The organism is Plesiomonas sp. ZOR0011 (assembly GCF_000800945.1).
Classification (GTDB): domain Bacteria; phylum Pseudomonadota; class Gammaproteobacteria; order Enterobacterales; family CAMTGL01; genus Plesiomonas; species Plesiomonas shigelloides.
Genome location: NZ_JRKB01000117.1, coordinates 19,711 through 39,978, shown reverse-complemented (window position 1 = coordinate 39,978; position 20,268 = coordinate 19,711). Strand labels below are relative to the sequence as shown.

Sequence of the window (20,268 nt, the reverse complement as noted above, 5' to 3'; positions counted from 1 at the left end):
TCGGATAGCAAGCGATGCCTGGAACAATGGCGCTTGCAACTGCCGTTCCGGCAGTGCCGCTTTCACTGGCCACGTGTCGTGGCCGCTAAGGAAAAAAGCCGGAGCCTTCTTGCTCACCGTTTGCGTCGTCTGCAGCAGTGATCTTTGCTTCGTGGCGCACCTTATTACGAGCCGGAGCCATAACAAGAGTAAAGGCGTAGCCCAACATCCTCACCCGTTCTCGTTCCGCAAGCGTAACGAGCTGCGGCTTGCGGTGTTGCTCTTGTTCTGTCACCTGATGGCTCGTAAAGGTACTCATGCCACGAAGCCAATTTCACTGCGGCGTAGAGCCCGAAAAAGGGTACGCCAAAAGAAGCCTTGGAGGGCATGATGCAAGTATTAAATTTTTCTGGTGTTAACCATGTAATTTTGGAAAGCCAATTTGAAGCGCTGATCGTAAATGGTGTGGTGATTGCTGATGGTATGCCAGAAATTAAAAAAATGGCTGAGTCATTAGCTGATGCGCTTAATTGTTCGCTGTCGCGTCTTTACCTAAATAACCCGATTGAATCTACACAGTGGGAGTGGAGCGACATCGTCGAATATTTTCGTCAAGCAAACGTGAAGTCCGTTACAGTGTCACTGCATGATGGGAAAATTCATTTCAATAACCATCCTCGGCTATCAAGCTCTCCAAGTACCGGCGATGCATTATGGTATCCAGTTCTTGCTGAGGAAAGTTTATTTAAGGCAGTCGATGAAATTATGACTGAGAATTTCCAAGCCGAGCGCGTCCATAACATGCAGTTTGTGGGGACGGATGGGGAAGTGAAAAAATACACTTTCACGTACACCGAGTGGGAAGATAAATAATCGATTCAAAAAGCGGCAGGCTACGGCCTGCCTTTTTACGCCATGTTGCGGCGGTATAATTGAGATATAACGTAATGATTGATTTTAACTCTATTGATCATGCCATTGCATTGATTCAAAAAGATCCCGAACAGGCCAATGCAATTGCCGGAGAATATGCTTATCAAATGGCAAGAGAAGCCTATGAGATTGCGAGTGAATCCGGTTTCGGTATGGAAGATGAAGACTTTGAAGATCAGCTTGAGTTTTTAATCAATGCGGGTTTGGTCTTCGATGTACAAGAGGCAATCAATAAAGCGAGGTCATTGCATATAGCAAATCAGTCGCCGTGCTAGCATTAAAGTAGACGGGTATCGAACCCGTCTACTTTAACCGTGCCGCTATTACATTCTTTGTTTATTCCCGATCTTCATTTTCCGCACAGTATTCAGCATTCGCGCAGTCCTTTATCCGTTAATTATTTATCCACTTGGCGATGACGTAGCTAAGAGCAGACTCGCTTGCAGCTGCCGTTCCGGCAGCGCCGCTTGCACTGGCCACGTGCCGTGGCCGCTAAGGAAAAGAGCCAGAGCCTTCTTGCATTCCCTTTGCACTGTTTGCAGCAGTGATCTTTTCTTCGTGGCGCACCTTATTACGAGCCGGAGCCATAACAAGAGTAAAGGCTATGCCCAACATCCTCACCCGTTCTCGTGCCGCAAGCGTCACGAGCTGCGGCTTGCGGTGTTGCTCTTGTTCTGTCACCTGATGGCTCGTAAAGGTACTAATGCCACGAAGCAAATTTCACTGCGGCGTAAAACCTGAAAAGGGAATACGCCAGAAGAAGCCAACGGGCGAAGAGGCATTTTTTATATGAATCACATCCTGGATTGCACCGAAGATTTGAAAATCTACACCCTGCCGGTCACTGAGATCAGCAGCGAGCGTTTTAACGAGATGTTTGGCGTGTTGCCACCGATGGATTGGCGTTGTGGAGGTAATGGCGAGTCTTTCAAGCTGATGGAAATGTACTTTGCATATATTACTAATATTTTTGCCCGGTACGGTGATCGCTACTTTGAGATGCGCGATCGTGTGACGTTGCCACATGCAACGATTATGGAAAGAGTAAGGAGGTTTGCCGAAGGAAATTAAGGCAATAAAAAAGCAGGGAAAACTCCCTGCTCATTTACCGGTTGGTGCGTGCGAGGCACCAATCAAATCACAATCTTTTAATGAGAGAAAAATCATGATTTTCGACCCGCAGATAGTCGCATATGCTAAAGCATTTGTAAATGCTTATCGCGAAGGAAAGCACGCACGTGTGCCAGCAATCCGGTTTGAATATTGGCAGCAGTTTATGACTACGGTCAGAGCTGAGTTGAGTTTCTAACCGATAACATTCCGCCCTGAACGGGGCGGAATTTAAAGCCAACTGGAGTAATCCGGCATCGAGCCAGATTACTCCAGAATCGTTACATCGTCACAACTCAATGTGATTCAAGATCTAGAGCAAGGCTTGCATCAGGCTGACGCTTTCGCCGCCCAAACCAGGCACGCTTTGCGTACCTTTCAAAGAAACGGGCTTTGCCCGAAAAGCCTTTTTCTGGCGTTTCTTTTCTGCTCTACGTCTCATCGTGGTTTACCGATGCCGTGAAAGACACTGGCCTAGTTCGGTATTCATGCAATGGTAAAGGCAAGCCGGTTTCCTTCACCCGTTCGCACTTCTTCCTGTTAGTCAGTCGTTTGCGCTGCGGCTTCACTCAACCCCATTGCATAAATCCCTAATGAACTAGGCCGGTCATTTCATCACGGCAACGGCATCCCACGAAGGTAACTCACCTTCAAAAAGGAAACGCCAGAAAGAGTTATCTACGGAGAATTTATTATGACTCGTTTATCTTCTGTTTTTCGTTCTGCAAATGTTATTCGTCGCGAGCGTGCGTTAACAAATGACGAGCTGATGAAGCACGTCCCTAGTGTTTTCTCTGATGCAAAACATGAATCACGTAGTGATCGCTACACTTACATCCCAACGATCGTACTGTTAGATAAACTGCGTACTGAAGGTTTCCAGCCATTTTTTGCTTGCCAGACGCGCACCCGTGATGCGGGTAAGATTGGCCATACTAAGCACATGCTGCGTTTACGTCGCGAAGGTCAGATCTTAGGAAGTGAAGTTCCCGAAATCATTTTGCTGAATAGCCATGATGGAAGCAGCAGCTATCAGATGATCCCCGGTATGTTCCGTTTTGTGTGTACAAATGGCATGGTGTGCGGACAAACATTTGGTGAAGTTCGTGTACCACATAAAGGCGATATTGTTGATCAAGTGATTGAAGGTGCATATCAGGTTTTAGATATTTTTGATGGTGTGACCGAATCAAAAGAGGAAATGAAAGCCATCCAGCTAAACCAAGAAGAGCAACGGATTTTTGCTGATGTGGCGTTGTCATGGAAGTATGATGAAAAATCAGAAGGTAAGCATATTCCGTTAACCCCTGATGATATTTTAACGGCGCGACGTCATGAGGATAAATCCTCAGATCTTTGGACAACGTATCAGCGTATGCAAGAAAACTTGATCAAAGGAGGGTTAACCGGTCGAACTCCAAAAGGGCAACGCAAGCGCACGCGAGCTGTAACCGGTATCGATGGTGATATTCGCTTAAACCGTGCGCTGTGGGAGATGGCCGAAAAAATGAAGTCTTTGAAATCATGATGAAGTTGGCGGAGATAATCTCCGCCATTTTTTTTGCCTAATCGGTTTCACCAGGCTTGCGCCTGTTAAAACCGAACCCCCGCCCACCGAAAGAAAAATCTCACATTACGTGAAATTTTTCTTTCACCCGTCCGCCCCGAGGGGCTCCCTAAAAGCAGTCGTTAAGCGGTTTCGCTATTCTTGGATTCTTGATTTGCAGTGTTGGTTACAGCGTTTGAGCGAGGCGGTCTATTGCGCGGAGTATTTTTTTTCTTGCTGGCGTTTAGTATGTCTCGAATAGATTTAACGCTGGTTTTAATCCCCACGCTCTCAAGTGCGCTATGAATGTCATCGAGGCTATATCCTTTTTTGGTTGATAGCTCGATGATCTGATCTTTGATTTGTTCAAGCACATCATTTTTTGTCAGTCGGCTTGGTGTTAGATCAGGAAGGTCGCTTAACGCCATCTTGGCGACTTCAACATCTTCTGCGCTATACCACTTTTTATCAGCTGCTTTCTCGCTCATTGCCTATTTTCCTATCAGTTTTTACCACCAGATGATTCCTGATTATACCGACCCGCGATCAAGTACGCTAGAACTACGCTTTTCTGGCGTATGCCAGTGACTAGAAAGGGAAAATATCATATACTCACGCTCGTGAACTGAAAAGAGATGTGAAACGTGGGACAAGGTATGTTTTGTTGAACCGTCTTCACGAAGACGGCCCAACAAAACGCCTTGGTCAGGACTCCGTCCCGACACCCTACTGAGGTTATTTCACTATCATTTGAATGGGTAAATCGAGTGAAGAAGAGTGAAAAACGCCAAAGGACAGTCTTGTTTTTAGGCATTCGCTGGCTCCCAGAAGAAAAGGCCCAAGTTGAAGCTAGTGCCAAGGCAGCAGGCTTAAGTGCTGGGGCGTTTCTTCGGAGAGCAGCCCTTAACAGGCGCATAGTTCCAAAGGGTGACACCAAGCAGATGAGTGAAATCCTAAAGCAGGGTGGTCTGCTTAAACATCTCTACACTGAGATGCAAAAACAGGGGGCAATGACTACGGAGTTAAGTAAGGAATTTGCGAATACCCTGAGAGCTCAACAGATAGCATTTTTAAACTTTGAGGCGAATAGCCACAACAACGACGGAGAGTAGAGTGTTAGCGAAGGTGCCGGAAAAGCGGCGTGATGGCAGTTCCAGCTTTAATAAACTTGTCTCATACCTCATCTTGCGGGATGACGTTGAGATGGGTGAAACGCTGTCGCCTGAAAAACCTTTCGCTCGTAAATCTCGCTCTGAATCCGCTATCTTCAATGGCTTGGTTGAGTACGCGACTCGCAATGCGCTTCCTGATTCTTCCGATGTTATTGCTACTTTCCCTGATGGTCGTCAGCAGCTGCGCTGTGGTGATGTACTGACGGAAACCAACTGCTTTTCTCTCGCCACTTCTGCGGCTGAAATGAACATGGTCGCCATGCAAAATCGGCACTGCAAAGACCCGGTTTATCATGTGATTTTGTCTTGGCCAGAGGATGAGCGTCCAACGTCAGAACAGATTTTTGATTGTGCTCGTTACTGCATGAAAAACATGGGAATGGCTGATCATCAGTATGTTTTTGCTATCCATGACGACACCGATAACCTGCACTGTCATATGACAATAAATCGCGTTAATCCGAAGAGTTATAAGGCCGCATCGCTGTACAATGACCACTTAACGTTAGACCGTTGCTGCCGTGAGATGGAGCTGAAATATAACTGGCGTCATGTGAATGGGCCGTTCATGGTTAATGATGATGGCGCGGTTGTTCGCAAGCATCATTTCTTTAAACCGGCACCCGCTGCAGCGCGTGAGTTAGAGATTTTTAGCGACCAAGAAAGCCTGTTCTCGTATACCGTTGAGCATTGCCGTGACAAGCTGGATAAGCTGTTTTTGCAAGATGGCTATGATTGGTCTGATGTTCATAACATCATGATCGCTGCCGGTTTAGAGCTACGCCAAAAAGGGAGTGGTCTGGCTATTTATGACTTGGGCAATGAAAACCTGCCACCGGTTAAAGCCAGCAATATTCACCCAGAACTGACCCTGCAATCACAGCAAGAATTGATTGGTGCATTCGCGCCAGCTGCTGTGGTGCGTGAGATTAATCAGGCGGGTAAAGAGGTCTTACTGACGCCGGTTAATATCACCTCTCAGTATGATATCCGTCTGCATAGTCGTGACCGTGGTGCGCGTGCTGAGCGTCGAACTCAACGGGCAATGGCTCGCCAAGATCTGATTGCACGTTACAAGTCCTATAAGAATGGATTTGTGCGTAAAACCATTACTGCTGATGATGCGCGAACTCGCTTCCGTGAGTTGGCTGCTAGCTATCGTGTTCGTAAAAACAATGTTCGTTGGAGTGAACGCGATCCATTACTGCGTAAGTTGATGTTCCGTGCGCTTGAGGTCGATAAGATGAAGAGCATGGCTGCGTTACGCTTACAAATCCGCGCAGAGCGACTGGCATTGAAGACCATGCCTGGTAACACGCCGCTGTCATACCGTGCATGGGTTGAAGTACAAGCCACACGACATGATGCGGCGGCTATCTCCCAATTGCGTGGTTGGGCGTATAAAGAGAAACGTAAGAATCGTACTGCAGCGCTTTCAAACAACATCATTCTGCATGCTGTTGCTGACGACATTAAGCCGTCTCAGATTCGCGGCTATGATACGCAGGTTAAGCGTGACGGTGCTGTGGTTTATCTGTCGGCAGGTAAACCGGTATTGCTTGACCGTGGCCTGTTTATTGAAGTGGCTAATGCGCCTGAAGAAAAGGGCAAGAACGTGGCAATGGCATTGCACATTACCGACCAGAAGAGCGGTGAGCGCGTTGAAGTTCGCGGTGATAGAGACTTCGTACACAGTACGATTCAGTACGTTCCGCGCTTTAATGCGATGTCAGGAAAGCATGTGTCATTGACACACCCTGCACAGCGTCAATTGGCTGCTAGTCGAGTTGTGAATAATGAGCCAGCGCCAACACAAACAGCGCCACGCCCAGGGCAAAACGTTAAGCCACATTAATACATTTAACGGAAAGGATTGAGTGGTGAGTGAAGAGAATGTAGCGTTGCCAGTCGCTGACTTATCTGGGTTGAGCCCTTGTCTTCTCGATGCAGCACAAGAGCTCGTGACGTTGAAGTACACGCTAGATTCTAAGGCAAAGCAGAACCCTAGTTTTGTGCCAGAGGATCTGCATGGGCCAATGAGTGGCGGGGAGTATGGCCCTCACTTTGGCGAGACTTTTTTTAATTGTATTATCCCATTCTTACCTCATGACTCAGCGGAAAAAGAGCGTAACGTCATGATGGTTCCTACCGCGAATACGTTTGGTTGCAGCTGGCGTTGGTGGCCTGATTCGATCCTGCGCGAGGGCGAGGAAGACACAATAAGAGAGCATATTTTTTCCCGCGAGGGGATAAAGCGTTCGTCGTTTAGCTTCATCGTTGAGTTAGGATTGTTCTTACCAAACGAGGGGAAAAATAGGGTTAACTTTTGTCGTGCTCATGGGATTGAGCATATCCCGGCACAAGTGAGTAAAGTGCATTATCCTGCAGCCGAACAGATCAAGATTTATGCTGTGAAGTGTATTGGTGGCACAGATTATTGGGCCGTCTATGAACATCGATTTGTGCAAAAACTTCGTCACTCTGGTTATGCGTTGCCGTTGTTACGGGCGTATGGTGTTCAGATTCTGAATGACTGGCCAAGTGATTTACCGTCTATTATTTCAGTGCTCAGTCATGAAAATACGTGTACCGATACAACACGTTTTCATAACCCGGTCATCGATATTAATTTAATACGACAAAAGTTTGAACGTGACGCTGAATGCGCACGGATTGCTGAACAGCATACTAAAAAATATCTGCCATCATTACCTGTTAATAACAAGCCTTTTCTTCTGGCGTTGATTTTTCTTTGTTATATGCTCTGTTGTATTGTGTCACTTTTCAGTGATGGTTTGCTGAAAGAAATTACATCGAGTCTAACAATGCTCTTTCTTGGCATAATGATGTTTCTTTTGCTTCCTGTTTTTCGATTTAAATCAAAGCGTACTAAGCGGCGAGTATAATTTTTCGTGTAATCGCACTCACAGATACTGTTTTTTAGTCGATAGCCATATAGAATGGTTAGGGATTAACTTTTAAAAAATTACAAGGACACCACCATGGAATCTACCGAGATTATTAAAACGCTGACTAACATCCGTTCTCTACGTGTATTTGCGCGTGAAACGGAGTTTGATGTTCTGGAAGACATGCTGACCAAGTTAACTACCGTTGTCGAAGAGCGTCGCGAATCCGTTGAATTAGAGCGAGCAGAACAAGCTGAACGCCAAGAGAAGCTGGAAGCCTATAAGAAAATGCTGGCTGAAGATGGTATTTCTCTTGATGATCTGTTGGCTGTGGCTGCATCTGGTGTTGCTACAAAGCAAACACGTAAAAAGCGTGAACCTCGTGCGCCTAAATATGAATATACCGATGAAAATGGCAATATGAAGACCTGGACTGGCCAAGGTCGTATGCCATCTCCAATTGCTAATGAAATTGAAAACGGCAAGTCACTGGATGACTTTTTGATTAAGCCGGTGATTTAAGGCGTTAAGCGTTTAATTGCTGCTGAGCGACATTAAGCGAACACACTGAGACGGGGAGCTGCTAGCTTCCCGTTTTTATTTATGTGGTTCTTGGACTGTGCTTGGTTAAGCTCGGCAGATATGAAAGAATTATCGATATTAATGTGATTTTATCTTCAGGGGCGTTACGTGGGATTTGTCGTTGATGCGGATAGGCTACTTGTTACGGTAGATCATTCGCATAATAATTTCTGTGTGACCACGCCTGCCGGTAACCCGGCAGTGACCTACCACAATGGGCTCAAAATTACGTCGGTGTTTACACGGACTAAAGGCAAAAGAGGCCCGGTAGGAGACAACTGCCCGATGCTGTATGCCTTGAAGGGGCTACACAGTTTGACGACACGCTCTCGTGATATTGGCATGTTGCACGCGAGTTTTCGGCAGATCCTGCCGGCCTTTTTGGCGAGTGGTTTTACGTGGGATTGGATTGTGCCGTTGCCATCCAGTAGCCTGGTCTGTTCGACGTTTGCGCGTAAAGTACACCAACGTACTGACATTGGGATTGTACAAGCTGATGCGCTGATGAAGATTACAGCGGATCAGGCAATGCGCAACGTCGAAGGGCTGCGGATTCAGAGCAAGGATAAGACCGTTCTCAAGGGCGATATTCGTCGTTTTATCCGGGACTATGGCGCTGCAGCGCCTTTTCAGATTAAGTATGCCAAAGCACACCTTCGACACCATATTCACCCTTTTATGTGGGGGCATGTGCCAGCGGGAACTGCGCCGGCACGTAGAGTATTACTCGTTGATGATATGGTAACCTCGGGAACGTCGTTACTCAGTGCTGCTGAGGTTATTAGGCATCGTTATCCGACAGTAGACATAGAAGCGCTGACGCTGTTTGGTTCGTCTCGATAGCATGAGAAATGAGTCACGCAGACTGTGTGACTTGATATGAGTTCATACCTAAGCCGCGCAAGTTTTCTTGCATTACATTGGCTGAATGGCTATCATTCAACCAAGGATTGACGGAAGCGTCAGCTGACCAATCCTAGAGCTGGTATGAGCGGCCTAGCTCTATAAATTATATAACGTCGCCCGCGCTGCGCCTGTGTACGGCCAGATCGTAAGGATCAGATAGTACGCACCTTAGAGAGCGGATAAGGCAACCTCGCAAGGTTGAGAAACATTGCAGATACAGAATTTGCGGTATGCAACACAAAAGGCACTCAGTTGAGTGCCTTTTGTCGTTTCTGGGCTTAGTGTTGGCGTTTTTTGTATTGGTTGACAGAACATCCATTTTGCACGGTGACAAATCGCCATTTTTGCACTGTCATGCCGGTTACCATCAACGGTATTTAATCCCAGAGTGAGAGAAGAAACGTTACGCCTAAACCAACAGATAAACTGATGCCTATCCATATGCTATCAATGAGGCCGGAGTGCCATACCTTGAAGGATAGCGTGATAAAGCTGATGATACCTGCTAGCCATTTGAACTTATTTGCAGTCTCTATGAGGCGTAGTGTAGAGGTGAAGATAAACAGAATCATGCGTTGAGCGAAGAAAGGTATACGACGAAAAAACAGTCCAAACTTTGTCGGGACATATATGCTTGTCAAATATTCGGTTTGACCTATTTTCTGTGCTATCTGTACTGCTTTGATGATTTTGAACTTGACGGCTAACTTTACAGCGATTTCGCGGCGACGAGTGAATGCCGCTGCAACATCTTGTTCAGCGAGGGTTACTGGTTCCTTTAAAACCTCTATACCCATAACTTCGAGCTGGTCGTCGCGTAGCCTCTCGTAGAAGTTGTATGGTGTCAGGCGTTTAGCAATCGTTTCTTCTATGATGCGGTTTAACAAGTAGTGCTTAATCGTAAGCGTGAATTTTCTTTTCATTTACTATTCTTTATCAGGTAAGTGAACGGCGTCGTAATGTGATAAAAGACCAGGGCCACGCCAGAGTAAAATCCGTACTTGGAAGAGGCGCAGGGCTGGCCATCATGATGACGCAGCCGGCGTCGGTAGGTTTATTCTGCGTGTGGTTTATCGGTATCCGCTTGGAATGATGCCGTGTTGATCTCAGCGACTATCACATCTCCCTCGCTTATCAGTTTAAGATCAGCGTCACCATTGAGATATTGACCATCAAATTTGTAGACCCAAGGTATGGTGGGTGTTACGGGAAGGTGATAAATCTCATAATTAAGGCTAATATCTTTAATGTCTTTTTTTTGAGTCAATTCGTACAGGTATAAGCCAACATAACGAGTCACAAACATAAAAAAGAGCATGATCACGATTCGTTTCCAGAGTGCTTTTGTCATGGTGTTAATCTTCGTTTTTGTATCAGTGTGGGGGCTATCGACACCAGAAAGGTGAAAATAGTGGCTACAGGCAGTTTTCCTTTTACTTAGCCCTAGCGGCAATATCTGCTCTAATTTGCGCCATCTTTGCTTCGCAAGCCTGCTCAAGCTCGTCGTCACAAGCAGCTATCGCAAATGATTGGATGGATTTGAGAAGCACATGCAGCAGGTATTGCTGGTCTGCAGCTATCTTCTCAGTGCCGAGAAGTGCCAAAATATCATCTAGCCGGTTCATCACTGCAGATCCCCTTATTTTGATTTTTCGCTGATAGCAGCATCCACGAGCTGATCCAGTTCGCGTATCCGTTTCACCAACCGAGCAACGGCGCTTTGTTCGACGCCGTAATGCTCTGCAGCGCGAGTCTGCGTGATCCCTTCACACAGGTGAGCCGTGGTAGCCGCGACCACGTTGGCGCTCTGTGCTTTGGTCAGTTTGAGTAAAATGTTGATGTATTCCGGCGTCATACTTGGCCACTTTTGCATGCTAAATCTCAAGAACACCTATTACAGGTAACTGTTATAGTGAGCATAACAGTTATGTGTAATAGTCTCAATGTAACCCGTTAGATCTGCAGATAAAAAAAAGGGGCCATCGGCCCCTTTCTTTCACTTATGGCCCCGCTTAGCTGCGGCCAGTAGCTCGCATAAATTCAAGAATCTCACTCATGAGCATTACGCGCTCCCAAGCGATATCCTTCAACGCTGGACGATCACCGATACCAGCAATCTCTACAATCAGATTTTGCAGCGCTTGCTCATCCAGGTCATAACCATGGTCAATGACATAACGTCCAACGAACACACGGAAATTCCCCTTGTCGAGAGCATGTGTGGTATGCCATGAATCTTGTTGAAGCCAGTTATTCAATGTGGTCATACAGTCATTTGATAGTTCAATTACCATTTCATAACTCCTTAATATCAAAGGTAAATGTGGATTCACATTGTAGCCGATTAGGTGACCGATAGATATCACGACAAAACGTTAGATTGGCCACTGCCGGCAACGACAGTGCCATCATGCGATCACTCGCGCTGCGGCAAGCAGCTGAGCGCTTCCTCGACCGGCATGCTGAACGTCACGCCATACTGGCGGCCCACATCCAACGCGAACACCTTGGTGTAGATCTCGGTGCTCTTGAGCTCGGTATGCCCCAGATACGCTTGCAACACTTTCGGCGGCACATGGTGCTGCAGCAAGTGCATCGCGAAGCTGTGCCTAAACACCTTCGTGGTGATGGGCTCAAACGAAAAAGTGACGTTGTCACGCTTTGCCCGTTCGACGGCGGCGGCTAACCAGTTGCGCGGGGTTTGGCTACTGCTGATCTGCCATATCGGCGTCGCGCTTTTGCGGTACAGCCGGAACGTCTCAAAATACTCATGCAGCCGGCGCACGAACCCCGGATCAAGCAACGGCACGATACGGTGCAGGTTTTCGTCTTTGCGTGGGCGACCTCGGCCCCGTTGTTGCTGTTTGAGGGTGCGCAGTACCACGAACGGCTGATCGCCGGCCAGGTTAAAGTCCACCGGACGCAGCGGCATGGCTTCGGCGACTCGTGCGCCGGTATTCCACAGCAGCTCGATGAACGTGCGCTGGCGCAAGTCGGGCAAATACGACAGTAAGATGGCCACTTCCGGGGCTAACAGGTATTTAGGCATGCCACAGCCTTGCACCAGGGCCATTTTGCGCAAAGCCAGTGCGCTTTGATAATCGAAGTAGCTGGCCACATCCGTGTTGGTTGCGCTACGTGAAATCTGCAAATGGGTGTGAGGGTATCTGTTCAATTTTTTATTCTCCGACGCGCCACAAAAGCCAGTTTGGCGCACCTGAACCAATGTCGTTTCTACCTAAACCAGTATGATGACTTAACAGGGTTACGCGCCTCCGGCGCAAAAGCCGATCGGGGGTAAAGAGCCCAGAGCAAGAGCGAAAGTTTGTGATTTTCGCTGCGCGAAAATGGGCCTCGATGTTGGCCACGGCCTCCGGGGCGTAAACGCCCTGTCGGCGTCGTGGCGACCGAACGGGGGTGATGGGCCTTAGTGTGACATAACCGGCGGCAGTGAACGATCACAATAAATCGGGAGTGAGCAAAAACGGGATTGGGGTATTTTTCCTTATTGGACGAAATGCCCAATCGTGTAACGGTGGCCATCGTGGAGTAAAAGTCGGTCCCACCTCCGGGGCAAACCCTAAGTGCTTGATATTGACCTTGGCCATGTCCCCTGCCGGCGCGAAATGGTCACTTTATCCACAAAATCGGGGGGTAACCGTGTGCATAAGCGTCCGGAGCGCGCCGAAAACGGCGTGTGGCCAGGTTGGTGAGTCCGACTGAAAACCCCAAACGCCAAGAAAAGACACTCACCTTGTATATACACTTGACATATCCCATGCAAGTGCCACACTTGGGATATACATGCAGTATATACACTTAACGAGGTGTTCAAATGGAAGGCAGTGTCTTTTTAAGCAACCGCAGTCAAGCAGTACGGCTACCGAAGGCCGTAGCGTTACCCGACGATGTTAAGCGCGTGGAAATCGTTGCTGTAGGCCGCTCACGCATTATTTCGCCCACTGGCGAAGCGTGGGATGCGTGGTTTGATATGCTCGATGTCAGTGATGACTTTATTACTGAGCGTGAGCAGCCTAATACCCAAGAGCGTGAGGCGTTCTGATGCTCAAATATATGTTAGATACCAACATCGTCATATTTACCATTAAAAACAAACCCGACCACATGCGTAAGCAGTTTAATCAACATCAAGGCCGGATGTGTATTAGCACCATTACATTGATGGAATTAATCTACGGTGCCGAAAAAAGCGCAGCACCAGAAAAGAATTTAGCTGTGGTCGAGGCGTTCGCCGCCCGTGTAACGGTATTAGATTACGACGCCTTAGCCGCTGAACACACCGGCCAAATACGCGCAGAGCAAGCGAAAATAGGCAAACCCATTGGTGCCTATGACCAAATGATCGCGGCCCATGCACGGAGTCGTGGATTAATAGTGGTGACGAATAATGTGAGGGAATTTGAGCGAGTGGATGGATTACGGATAGAGGATTGGACTGCGAAATAAGGAGTGAGAGCGGAAATGATGGCAGCCATAGAGTACGGCACCACAATATACGACGTTTCTATTTGTAGGTTGTAGGTAATACAGTTGCTCTCATCAATCAGCGTTATGTGATAACATCTTGGTTGTTTATTATTAATTTAAGCGTGTTATTTAATAAGGATGTGACATGACTTACCTCAACGAATTTAAGGCGGCATTAACACGCGCTGAAAAATTCAAATTATCTACGCCAGAAATATCACTCACTCCTAACACGGTGATAATGAGTGAGGATAAAATTAACAATCTAAGCAACATTATCGCCCCTGTTTTTGAAAAAATATTAAGCTATGATGAATTGGTGGGGCAATGCATGTCCATCAATTTAAGTGCCCTGCCTCTTCTTACTGAGTGGCTGCAATGTCCCGTCTACTACACAATTGGCTGGATTGATAATGGCACCGAAAAAGGGATATACAAGTTCGATGATGATTTCATTGAAGAAAAACTAACTAGTGGCCACAAAGAGAGCCTGATCAACCTTCATGTCTGGTTGACATTGCCGAGTATGGAGATCATCGACCTCACCATTTGTACATCATGGGCTGTTTTAAACCACTCTGAAGAAGGCAAAGGGCGTGTACTCATCAAAAATGCTGATGATCTTACCGATATCAAGTACAGACCCATGCTGATTGGCGATGATTTTTTGTTTAGAATCGGCTTAATTAAACCCATAACGTGGCATGAATTCAATTAAACGTCTATGACGTTAACGTATAATTACCTATAACTTAATAGCGATAGAACTACACAATGACGAATGACAATGCTGCATCCAGACTGCTAGCTATTCTCCAACAGGGAAAAGCATTAAATAGCACAAAACCAACTAAAGATGCCTGGATGTCAATTTTAGATGTTGATAAAAATCAGCCTAATTATGAAATAGAATTGACAGCTAAACTGGGCAAGGTAATGTTGTTGCCCCATGAGATTAATGTACTACTGTCACAGTATTATCCTACGCAAGTGGGATGTTTGAGTCCCGCTCAATATCAAATTCAAAACGCTTTCACCAAACAGGATTTTTCGAGAACATGGAGCACATTCATCGACAATATTGATAGTCATTGCATCAATAGCCTCTCATTGGCTTCTGCATTACTCGGCGAGAAACTCAATACTAAATTGATCGATGATGAGAAATTGGCTGAGTTCAAGGTCACGGTGAGTGAACTGCTTAATGAAGTCATCACATCATCATTAGATGATGAATTTAAACGCTTTATGGCTCATCACTTACAAAAGATCCTGGATTCCATCAACTATTATTATATCTCCGGTGCAATGCCTATTCTTGATGCAGCAGAGTCAACCATTGGCCATGCTGTTATTAATCCAAAATTCAGGGAAGAGATGAAAAACACTGACGTTGGCTGTAAAATATTTAAGTTCATCAGTGTATTATCTGATGTAACGACTGTTGCTACTGCTGCTCAGGGTGCTATTGCACACATTTCAGGGAAAGGCATTCCGTTTTTTTCTTAGTCTCATATATCAGTTAAGGCTGTCATTTGACAGCCTTAACCAGAATTAAAACATGTTGTAAATTATTTCTTCTATCTTAGCGTTTGCTTCTCTAACCTTTTTCAGGTTATAAAGATGCTCAACCTTTCTATTCATTACATCATGAATCAATTTCTTATTACTAATGTATGATTCAGCCAGAAATGAAATGCTTCTATCCATAATAATGTCTCCTTATTCTATGCTGAGCGATATTGCTCATAGTATTTATACTCAGCATAAATAAGCATGGAATAACAGCCTAAAAACAGCTATTTTTGTCAAAACACAAACCATAATAAGGAAACATGCTCATACTTACTGGCAACGCTACGCAAAATCTGTACGCCAAGGAGAGGGATTACCCACCATTTTACAGTCAGCGAAACCAACATCAGGACGATTCAAGAACAGCAAACAACCGCTTTGCCTCCTTGGCATTGATAGAGCCTTTCTGCAAAGCTAGCGGTATCAAATGCTCACGAAAGGCTCTCTTGTCTGGTATTGCATTCAGCAACCACTCTTTATCAGCAAGAGTCAGTATATCGTTATTCACTTGCATGTATTTCTCTACAGCGCGTCGATATGCCCCTTCATAGCCATATCGAAGGATAGCCGATTGCCAATACGCACCACTCTTCTCACGAACAGCAAAAGCCAACGAAACTGCCACGCCATTAATATGATTGATTCGCCCTAATAAACCACGCGCTACAATGTGTGGGCCATAATCCCTCACCATAAGATATGGCTTATCGCAAACCTGATCCAATCGATATGCTATGTTATCGAGCACACTGGTATCTTTTATGCCTAAAGTTCTTGGCATAAACTCAGTAAACACGCTTTTATCAGGGATGCATTTACATAACGTATCTTCTAGGGATGCGGGTAATTGACGATCTGATATATATAAATTCACCGCTTGCCGAAAAGCCTCTTCATACCCGAACCGATGAATGTAAAAGGTTTTATGCCCTCCCTTTTTATATTCACCACTCACCCCCGATATAGACACAGAAAACACCGGGTAATAGCGTTTTACTTTACCACTCACTGCTTTCGTTGGCTGTAAGGAAGCCCTAAGCCCAGGTGCAATAGACGAAACAGGCGAACTACTATTCATACATAGAGATGAAGGTAATTCACCCCTCTTACTGGCACGATTAAGCCAAGCATGGTGCTTTTTATAGGCCGATACTAACGCACCTAGACGATCTCCATTTTTAACAGGGAAAGTCATCTCTTCTGGATGTTCGCTAGCTGAGAAAGAGTCAGTCACAAGGTACATTGCCCTTGCGTCGTTATCCAAGCCGTTCGGATGGTATGTGACGGTCATTTTATCCCTGCCTACATTAATTATTGTACGTGCATTAATTGTACTCTTTTTGCACTTGTTGTCAACCATTAATGCACGTGCAATAATTTACGCATGAACAATAAAAAAACTCGGCGCGGTGCGCCTACCAAGCCTGATAGTGAGAAGCACTCAGAGCGACTTGGCGAGATCCGGGTCATGGCCGCTCAGTTAGAGCGCTATCTGAAAGCTGCAGAGCTGGAAGGAAAGTCAAAATCAGATTGGGTGCGGGATACCCTCGACGCACAAGCTAAACGCACGCTACAGCTGTACAAGGAGAGTTGAAGGTGGGAAATTTTTGCATGCAAAAATCTTAAGTACATAACAGTAGATTTTCGCATGCGAAAATTGTCACTTATAAGCCGATAGATAAAGGCCATTGCGGAAATGATAGTCGGTTATCTGAATGACGAATAATAGAGCTAAGCGCCTCAAGGTGTCGTTCTTCCATACACTCTTTCATCGTCTTAACCGCCATTGTTTTTGGTGCTCCTTCTGAATATTTCCCCGCTAAACAATATTGCGTAAAGTCATTCACCATCTGTAGTTTTTCTTTATCTCCCCCCGCCCACTCTATCAAGGCATGCACTCTGAGATCATCGCGGTCAGCGATGCGTTGCTTAAACTCGCCACCCCCCATACCAACAAGAAAAAACAACATCATATATAATAAAAGCACGCTATATTTAATCATGTATACAATCCTGTTTGGTATTAATATTGCCACTCATGCCATCCTGTATTACCCCTGACCTCAATCATACTTCTGTACGATGTGACAAATAAGGCCAGCGGATTGTTAAGGCTAGCGATATAGACAATGTATTATTGTTGAAAAATGTATTTATAACGCCAAACGGATACACGATACGTGTGGAGTGTGCGGCTATTGATTTTTACCCATAGAAGCACGTTTGCGCTTATTCAGCGCCCCGTAGCGTTTGGCGTCTTCATTACCGTAGTGCTCGTTATGCAAGATGTCTTTATAATCTTGCACAAGCAAAGATAACTTTAACATCGTTGACCGCGATGGTCTATATTTAATACAGGATGGGGTTTTAATCCATTCTCCACCGCCTATTTTCTTTTCATACAAATAACCATAGCTATAATATTTATTGGCAATCCACACGCTATAAACAACACCATCCAGTTCTACTTCTAGAGTAGCGTTACACAATTTTATAACTGTTCCATTCGCCATCAGCATGCGCAGTGCACGATCCCATTTAGCGTTGAATAAATGATGAAATCGATCCAATTCAATTTCATTACGCTCTTTTTTTGATGATGAAAAACCGAATAATTTATCAAAGAATTTTTTCATTACATGACCTAAACAAGTTGAGAGACAAAAAAGATAATGAGCCGGCTAAACATAGCTAGCCGGCTTGTAATCACAAAGCAGGGACTATTAGAAGCGTTCTAAATCTGTGGGAGAGATAAAGTCATCAGAATAATCATAGCCAGCAACGTCCTGATACCAGTCGCCTTGCCCTGCATCATCTTCGACAAATGGCGGCATATCACAATGCTCAGGCGTCGGTTCTGGTGCCTGATTTGGCTGCATAGCGTCAGCTACCTGCTCTGTTGTAGAATTTGCACTGGCGTTATTTTTATGCGCTTCTTCAATACGCTTCTTGGAAATCCGAATATTTTCCTGCTCCCGTAACCACTGATAACGGCCTCCGTTTTCAGTCAGCTCTCTAACAGCAGTCTCAAACAGCAGCGCTCCCCGCTCTTCTTCCGTGTAAACAACATCATTTCGGTTATCAATATCAGTCGTTAGAGAAGTTAACGCCAGCAAGGTTTTATCCACTAACCGCGCATTCAATCGCCCATGCCATTCATCCGGTGCCGTTGTCCTGCAAATATCCAAGATATTATTTATCTTTTCTTGCGATACCGGTCGGCGTCGCGCAGCTGCTGGGATCTCAATACATAGGTCACTAAAGCCAGGTCTTTTGATTGGGACAAAACGGTTTATTTTGACTTCAAGTTTGGATGAGATTTTTTCGTTATCGGGAATGTAGATAGAGTTACTACGAACCAATTGATCCTCAAAAACAAGAATCCCTTCGCCGGATTTCAGTGCTTTAAGCTCAGGTAACTCAATATTGTCTCTGTCGCGGAACTCAACTCTATCAACATCCTGATAGCTACCTATGCTGGTACGATCCATGGTTCGCTGTTCTGCGTACTGACCTGTACCACCAACCGCCCGGATCATTTTTAATGTATCTTCGGTATCCTCCGTCTTCATGAATTGCTTGGTGCCTAGGTTAGCATTAACGGAATGCACCTCTTTGCCGTGTCGCATCATGGCTTGAATGTCCTGAGCCAGGATAACTAGCATATAACGCAAACTACGCATCTGAGCCGCTAATTTATCCAGGCCAGGTGCAAAATAGTAACCCACTTCATCACAGAGCAGCATGAATGGAAACTTGCTCGCGAACTTCTTCACCGTCAGCGTGTGTTCAGGTGACCCCTCAATTTTACTGCCGAGATCCTTCGCAATATTCATTCGTATATCAGAGATATACAGCTTACCTAACGTCGCAGCTTCGTTATCTGAAAGCTCCAAGGCAGGAATGAGGACAACAAGTGTGCGATCGTTATGCAAAATATCTTGCATATCAATATCACCACCATCCTTGGGGAAGATATGGCCATAGGTGTCATTGAACATGCTCAACATACGAGTAAATTGCTGTATCAAGTAGCCGTGTTGATCCAATGCACCCTGTGACCATTCGCTAGGCCGACTAACCAGCTTCATATCAAAACCAGCCAGATTAGCTAGGTAGTTTTCCATGGGTTTATAGCCGTCTTCGTGCCAGCCTTCATCTAATGCTTCACGATACAAACCAACAAACTTAACCAGGGGTAGATAAGATTGGATCACTGATTGCGTCAGCATAATGTTGTCACGCGCACGCTTATAGCATAGAGCATAAATCAGGGCGTTCATCATGGCCCGGGCCTTATCTTTCCACCCCTCATCACTACCATTCCCCGCCGGTAGTAATGACTCCATCAATTGAATAATAAAGGTCGGACTGCCATAGGCGAATGGATTAGTTGAGTTGGTCTGCGGTCGAGATTTATCCCCGGCGATCAGCTTTTTGAAACGGTCATCATTGCCCGTAATAAAATTCAGTACATGCCACTCATCTTCTTGGCCAAACCGTCGAGCCATCGACCAGGTTGCCACAGCAAGGTCGATTTGTGCTTTACCATCAGAGATACAACAGCCTCTGGCCCAGCAGAGCGAGTTGAGATACAACGAATACAGTGTTTCGGTTTTACCACCCCCGGTGGTCGCCATAATTTGCATATGTCGTAGCGCATCCGAGGCTGTAAGCCAGAGCTCTTTGCCACGATCTTTTACGCGCCCCATCCCCAAACACAATATACCAGCCGCCTTATCACGCTTTGGCCAAGGTATATTTAAATTAAGGAGTGGAATATTCCAACTTAATTCCCGATCCGTTGATTCATCCAATCCACCCACATCCATCGGTATCCGCAGTGGCAAGCGAAATCGTTGATCATTAAACGCAATCATCATGCCGATACAAATTGGCAACGAGACGAGCAGTGTAGCCGGCGATAGGACGCCGGCTACAAGAGATAACACCAGAGTAAGCTGTACCGTAAACGGCGACAGCAATAACCTTTCCGCTAACTTACTTTGGACTTGTCGGCTTATCAGCCGGCGTTCCACCGGCCCATTACGTCCATTCATAGCCATTA

27 protein-coding genes are annotated in these 20,268 nt (G+C 45.8%); 15 read left to right on the top strand and 12 right to left on the bottom strand.

Annotation, left to right across the window (positions count from 1 at the left end; genetic code table 11):
- The first annotated feature begins 366 nt into the window (after positions 1-366).
- The 5 genes from L975_RS16790 (at position 367) to L975_RS16770 (ending at position 3,550) form a co-directional block, all read left to right on the top strand.
- Positions 367-852: a hypothetical protein gene (locus L975_RS16790; protein WP_047709387.1), complete on the top strand. Its 486-nt coding sequence runs from the start codon at positions 367-369 to the stop codon at positions 850-852.
- A gap of 74 nt (positions 853-926) precedes the next feature.
- The gene (locus tag L975_RS16785) at positions 927-1,187 is read left to right on the top strand and encodes a hypothetical protein (protein ID WP_047709386.1); all 261 of its coding nucleotides are present in this window, start codon (positions 927-929) and stop codon (positions 1,185-1,187) included.
- 514 nt (positions 1,188-1,701) lie between these two features.
- The gene (locus tag L975_RS16780; RefSeq protein ID WP_052181566.1) at positions 1,702-1,983 is read left to right on the top strand and encodes a hypothetical protein; all 282 of its coding nucleotides are present in this window, start codon (positions 1,702-1,704) and stop codon (positions 1,981-1,983) included.
- Positions 1,967-2,221 carry a hypothetical protein gene (locus tag L975_RS18760; protein ID WP_369795340.1) on the top strand — a complete coding sequence of 85 codons (255 nt, stop codon included), beginning with the start codon at positions 1,967-1,969 and terminating at the stop codon, positions 2,219-2,221. Before L975_RS16780 ends, L975_RS18760 begins: the two co-directional genes overlap by 17 nt.
- A gap of 495 nt (positions 2,222-2,716) precedes the next feature.
- On the top strand, positions 2,717-3,550 hold the full coding sequence (locus L975_RS16770; protein ID WP_047709385.1) for a DUF932 domain-containing protein: 834 nt from the start codon (positions 2,717-2,719) through the stop codon (positions 3,548-3,550).
- Between the two features lie 161 nt (positions 3,551-3,711).
- Here the strand turns inward: L975_RS16770 and L975_RS16765 are convergent, their stop codons facing one another.
- Positions 3,712-4,056 (bottom strand): hypothetical protein, encoded by a 345-nt coding sequence (locus tag L975_RS16765; RefSeq protein WP_047709384.1) that lies wholly within the window; start codon positions 4,054-4,056, stop codon positions 3,712-3,714.
- Between the two features lie 279 nt (positions 4,057-4,335).
- On the opposite strand from L975_RS16765, the gene L975_RS16760 reads away from it, so the two are divergent.
- The 5 genes from L975_RS16760 (at position 4,336) to L975_RS16740 (ending at position 9,074) form a co-directional block, all read left to right on the top strand.
- On the top strand, positions 4,336-4,680 hold the full coding sequence (locus tag L975_RS16760) for a mobilization protein (protein ID WP_047709383.1): 345 nt from the start codon (positions 4,336-4,338) through the stop codon (positions 4,678-4,680).
- 1 nt (position 4,681) lies between these two features.
- Positions 4,682-6,595, top strand: coding sequence for a TraI/MobA(P) family conjugative relaxase (gene traI / locus L975_RS16755; RefSeq protein ID WP_047709382.1), 1,914 nt, complete (start codon positions 4,682-4,684; stop codon positions 6,593-6,595).
- Between the two features lie 25 nt (positions 6,596-6,620).
- A complete protein-coding gene (locus L975_RS16750) occupies positions 6,621-7,646 on the top strand; it encodes a hypothetical protein (RefSeq protein WP_052181565.1) in 1,026 nt (341 codons plus the stop codon).
- 96 nt (positions 7,647-7,742) lie between these two features.
- Positions 7,743-8,171, top strand: coding sequence for an H-NS family nucleoid-associated regulatory protein (locus L975_RS16745; protein ID WP_047709381.1), 429 nt, complete (start codon positions 7,743-7,745; stop codon positions 8,169-8,171).
- A gap of 168 nt (positions 8,172-8,339) precedes the next feature.
- The gene (locus L975_RS16740) at positions 8,340-9,074 is read left to right on the top strand and encodes a phosphoribosyltransferase (RefSeq protein WP_047709380.1); all 735 of its coding nucleotides are present in this window, start codon (positions 8,340-8,342) and stop codon (positions 9,072-9,074) included.
- Positions 9,075-9,514: 440 nt separating this feature from the next.
- Here the strand turns inward: L975_RS16740 and L975_RS16735 are convergent, their stop codons facing one another.
- From L975_RS16735 to L975_RS16710, 6 genes are all read right to left on the bottom strand, one after another.
- Positions 9,515-10,060, bottom strand: coding sequence for a hypothetical protein (locus L975_RS16735; RefSeq protein WP_047709379.1), 546 nt, complete (start codon positions 10,058-10,060; stop codon positions 9,515-9,517).
- A gap of 131 nt (positions 10,061-10,191) precedes the next feature.
- Positions 10,192-10,488, bottom strand: coding sequence for a hypothetical protein (locus tag L975_RS16730; RefSeq protein ID WP_047709378.1), 297 nt, complete (start codon positions 10,486-10,488; stop codon positions 10,192-10,194).
- Between the two features lie 82 nt (positions 10,489-10,570).
- Positions 10,571-10,762, bottom strand: coding sequence for a hypothetical protein (locus L975_RS16725; protein ID WP_047709377.1), 192 nt, complete (start codon positions 10,760-10,762; stop codon positions 10,571-10,573).
- Positions 10,763-10,776: 14 nt separating this feature from the next.
- The gene (locus L975_RS16720; RefSeq protein WP_052181564.1) at positions 10,777-11,010 is read right to left on the bottom strand and encodes a hypothetical protein; all 234 of its coding nucleotides are present in this window, start codon (positions 11,008-11,010) and stop codon (positions 10,777-10,779) included.
- Positions 11,011-11,149: 139 nt separating this feature from the next.
- A complete protein-coding gene (locus L975_RS16715; RefSeq protein ID WP_047709376.1) occupies positions 11,150-11,431 on the bottom strand; it encodes a hypothetical protein in 282 nt (93 codons plus the stop codon).
- 122 nt (positions 11,432-11,553) lie between these two features.
- A complete protein-coding gene (locus L975_RS16710; RefSeq protein WP_052181569.1) occupies positions 11,554-12,312 on the bottom strand; it encodes a tyrosine-type recombinase/integrase in 759 nt (252 codons plus the stop codon).
- A 660-nt stretch (positions 12,313-12,972) separates the two neighbouring features.
- Here L975_RS16710 and vapB point away from each other — a divergent pair.
- The 4 genes from vapB to L975_RS16690 all read left to right on the top strand — a co-directional run bounded on the left by vapB (position 12,973) and on the right by L975_RS16690 (position 15,134).
- Positions 12,973-13,200: a type II toxin-antitoxin system VapB family antitoxin gene (gene vapB / locus L975_RS16705; protein ID WP_047709375.1), complete on the top strand. Its 228-nt coding sequence runs from the start codon at positions 12,973-12,975 to the stop codon at positions 13,198-13,200.
- Positions 13,200-13,604, top strand: a complete 405-nt coding sequence (vapC, locus tag L975_RS16700) for a tRNA(fMet)-specific endonuclease VapC (RefSeq protein ID WP_047709374.1) — start codon at positions 13,200-13,202, stop codon at positions 13,602-13,604. Before vapB ends, vapC begins: the two co-directional genes overlap by 1 nt.
- Before the next feature lie 166 nt (positions 13,605-13,770).
- Complete coding sequence (locus tag L975_RS16695; RefSeq protein WP_047709373.1) at positions 13,771-14,343, top strand: hypothetical protein; 573 nt, start codon at positions 13,771-13,773, stop codon at positions 14,341-14,343.
- Positions 14,344-14,399: 56 nt separating this feature from the next.
- The gene (locus L975_RS16690; protein WP_047709372.1) at positions 14,400-15,134 is read left to right on the top strand and encodes a hypothetical protein; all 735 of its coding nucleotides are present in this window, start codon (positions 14,400-14,402) and stop codon (positions 15,132-15,134) included.
- A 45-nt stretch (positions 15,135-15,179) separates the two neighbouring features.
- Here the strand turns inward: L975_RS16690 and L975_RS18265 are convergent, their stop codons facing one another.
- Together L975_RS18265 and L975_RS16685 are read right to left on the bottom strand one after the other, a co-directional pair.
- A complete protein-coding gene (locus L975_RS18265; RefSeq protein WP_156121242.1) occupies positions 15,180-15,335 on the bottom strand; it encodes a hypothetical protein in 156 nt (51 codons plus the stop codon).
- A gap of 211 nt (positions 15,336-15,546) precedes the next feature.
- On the bottom strand, positions 15,547-16,560 hold the full coding sequence (locus tag L975_RS16685; protein ID WP_156121241.1) for a hypothetical protein: 1,014 nt from the start codon (positions 16,558-16,560) through the stop codon (positions 15,547-15,549).
- A gap of 24 nt (positions 16,561-16,584) precedes the next feature.
- On the opposite strand from L975_RS16685, the gene L975_RS16680 reads away from it, so the two are divergent.
- A complete protein-coding gene (locus tag L975_RS16680) occupies positions 16,585-16,794 on the top strand; it encodes a hypothetical protein (RefSeq protein ID WP_047709370.1) in 210 nt (69 codons plus the stop codon).
- A 70-nt stretch (positions 16,795-16,864) separates the two neighbouring features.
- Here L975_RS16680 and L975_RS16675 read toward each other — a convergent pair whose 3' ends face one another.
- The 3 genes from L975_RS16675 to trbC form a co-directional block, all read right to left on the bottom strand.
- Positions 16,865-17,203, bottom strand: coding sequence for a hypothetical protein (locus L975_RS16675; RefSeq protein ID WP_047709369.1), 339 nt, complete (start codon positions 17,201-17,203; stop codon positions 16,865-16,867).
- A gap of 192 nt (positions 17,204-17,395) precedes the next feature.
- Positions 17,396-17,836, bottom strand: a complete 441-nt coding sequence (locus L975_RS16670) for a hypothetical protein (RefSeq protein WP_047709368.1) — start codon at positions 17,834-17,836, stop codon at positions 17,396-17,398.
- An 87-nt stretch (positions 17,837-17,923) separates the two neighbouring features.
- Complete coding sequence (trbC, locus tag L975_RS16665) at positions 17,924-20,266, bottom strand: F-type conjugative transfer protein TrbC (RefSeq protein ID WP_047709367.1); 2,343 nt, start codon at positions 20,264-20,266, stop codon at positions 17,924-17,926.
- Positions 20,267-20,268: the final 2 nt, after the last annotated feature.

Excerpts from the sequence above, each read along its gene's own strand:
- L975_RS16790 (WP_047709387.1), top strand. The coding sequence starts at position 367 with ATGATGCAAGTATTAAATTTTTCTGGTGTTAACCATGTAATTTTGGAA.
- L975_RS16785 (WP_047709386.1), top strand. The coding sequence starts at position 927 with ATGATTGATTTTAACTCTATTGATCATGCCATTGCATTGATTCAAAAA.
- L975_RS16780 (WP_052181566.1), top strand. The coding sequence starts at position 1,702 with ATGAATCACATCCTGGATTGCACCGAAGATTTGAAAATCTACACCCTG.
- L975_RS16770 (WP_047709385.1), top strand. The coding sequence starts at position 2,717 with ATGACTCGTTTATCTTCTGTTTTTCGTTCTGCAAATGTTATTCGTCGC.
- L975_RS16765 (WP_047709384.1), bottom strand. The coding sequence starts at position 4,056 with ATGAGCGAGAAAGCAGCTGATAAAAAGTGGTATAGCGCAGAAGATGTT.
- L975_RS16745 (WP_047709381.1), top strand. The coding sequence starts at position 7,743 with ATGGAATCTACCGAGATTATTAAAACGCTGACTAACATCCGTTCTCTA.
- L975_RS16735 (WP_047709379.1), bottom strand. The coding sequence starts at position 10,060 with ATGAAAAGAAAATTCACGCTTACGATTAAGCACTACTTGTTAAACCGC.
- L975_RS16730 (WP_047709378.1), bottom strand. The coding sequence starts at position 10,488 with ATGACAAAAGCACTCTGGAAACGAATCGTGATCATGCTCTTTTTTATG.
- L975_RS16725 (WP_047709377.1), bottom strand. The coding sequence starts at position 10,762 with ATGAACCGGCTAGATGATATTTTGGCACTTCTCGGCACTGAGAAGATA.
- L975_RS16720 (WP_052181564.1), bottom strand. The coding sequence starts at position 11,010 with ATGCAAAAGTGGCCAAGTATGACGCCGGAATACATCAACATTTTACTC.
- L975_RS16715 (WP_047709376.1), bottom strand. The coding sequence starts at position 11,431 with ATGGTAATTGAACTATCAAATGACTGTATGACCACATTGAATAACTGG.
- vapB (WP_047709375.1), top strand. The coding sequence starts at position 12,973 with ATGGAAGGCAGTGTCTTTTTAAGCAACCGCAGTCAAGCAGTACGGCTA.
- vapC (WP_047709374.1), top strand. The coding sequence starts at position 13,200 with ATGCTCAAATATATGTTAGATACCAACATCGTCATATTTACCATTAAA.
- L975_RS16695 (WP_047709373.1), top strand. The coding sequence starts at position 13,771 with ATGACTTACCTCAACGAATTTAAGGCGGCATTAACACGCGCTGAAAAA.
- L975_RS16690 (WP_047709372.1), top strand. The coding sequence starts at position 14,400 with ATGACGAATGACAATGCTGCATCCAGACTGCTAGCTATTCTCCAACAG.
- L975_RS18265 (WP_156121242.1), bottom strand. The coding sequence starts at position 15,335 with ATGGATAGAAGCATTTCATTTCTGGCTGAATCATACATTAGTAATAAG.
- L975_RS16685 (WP_156121241.1), bottom strand. The coding sequence starts at position 16,560 with ATGGTTGACAACAAGTGCAAAAAGAGTACAATTAATGCACGTACAATA.
- L975_RS16680 (WP_047709370.1), top strand. The coding sequence starts at position 16,585 with ATGAACAATAAAAAAACTCGGCGCGGTGCGCCTACCAAGCCTGATAGT.
- L975_RS16675 (WP_047709369.1), bottom strand. The coding sequence starts at position 17,203 with ATGATTAAATATAGCGTGCTTTTATTATATATGATGTTGTTTTTTCTT.
- L975_RS16670 (WP_047709368.1), bottom strand. The coding sequence starts at position 17,836 with ATGAAAAAATTCTTTGATAAATTATTCGGTTTTTCATCATCAAAAAAA.
- trbC (WP_047709367.1), bottom strand. The coding sequence starts at position 20,266 with ATGGCTATGAATGGACGTAATGGGCCGGTGGAACGCCGGCTGATAAGC.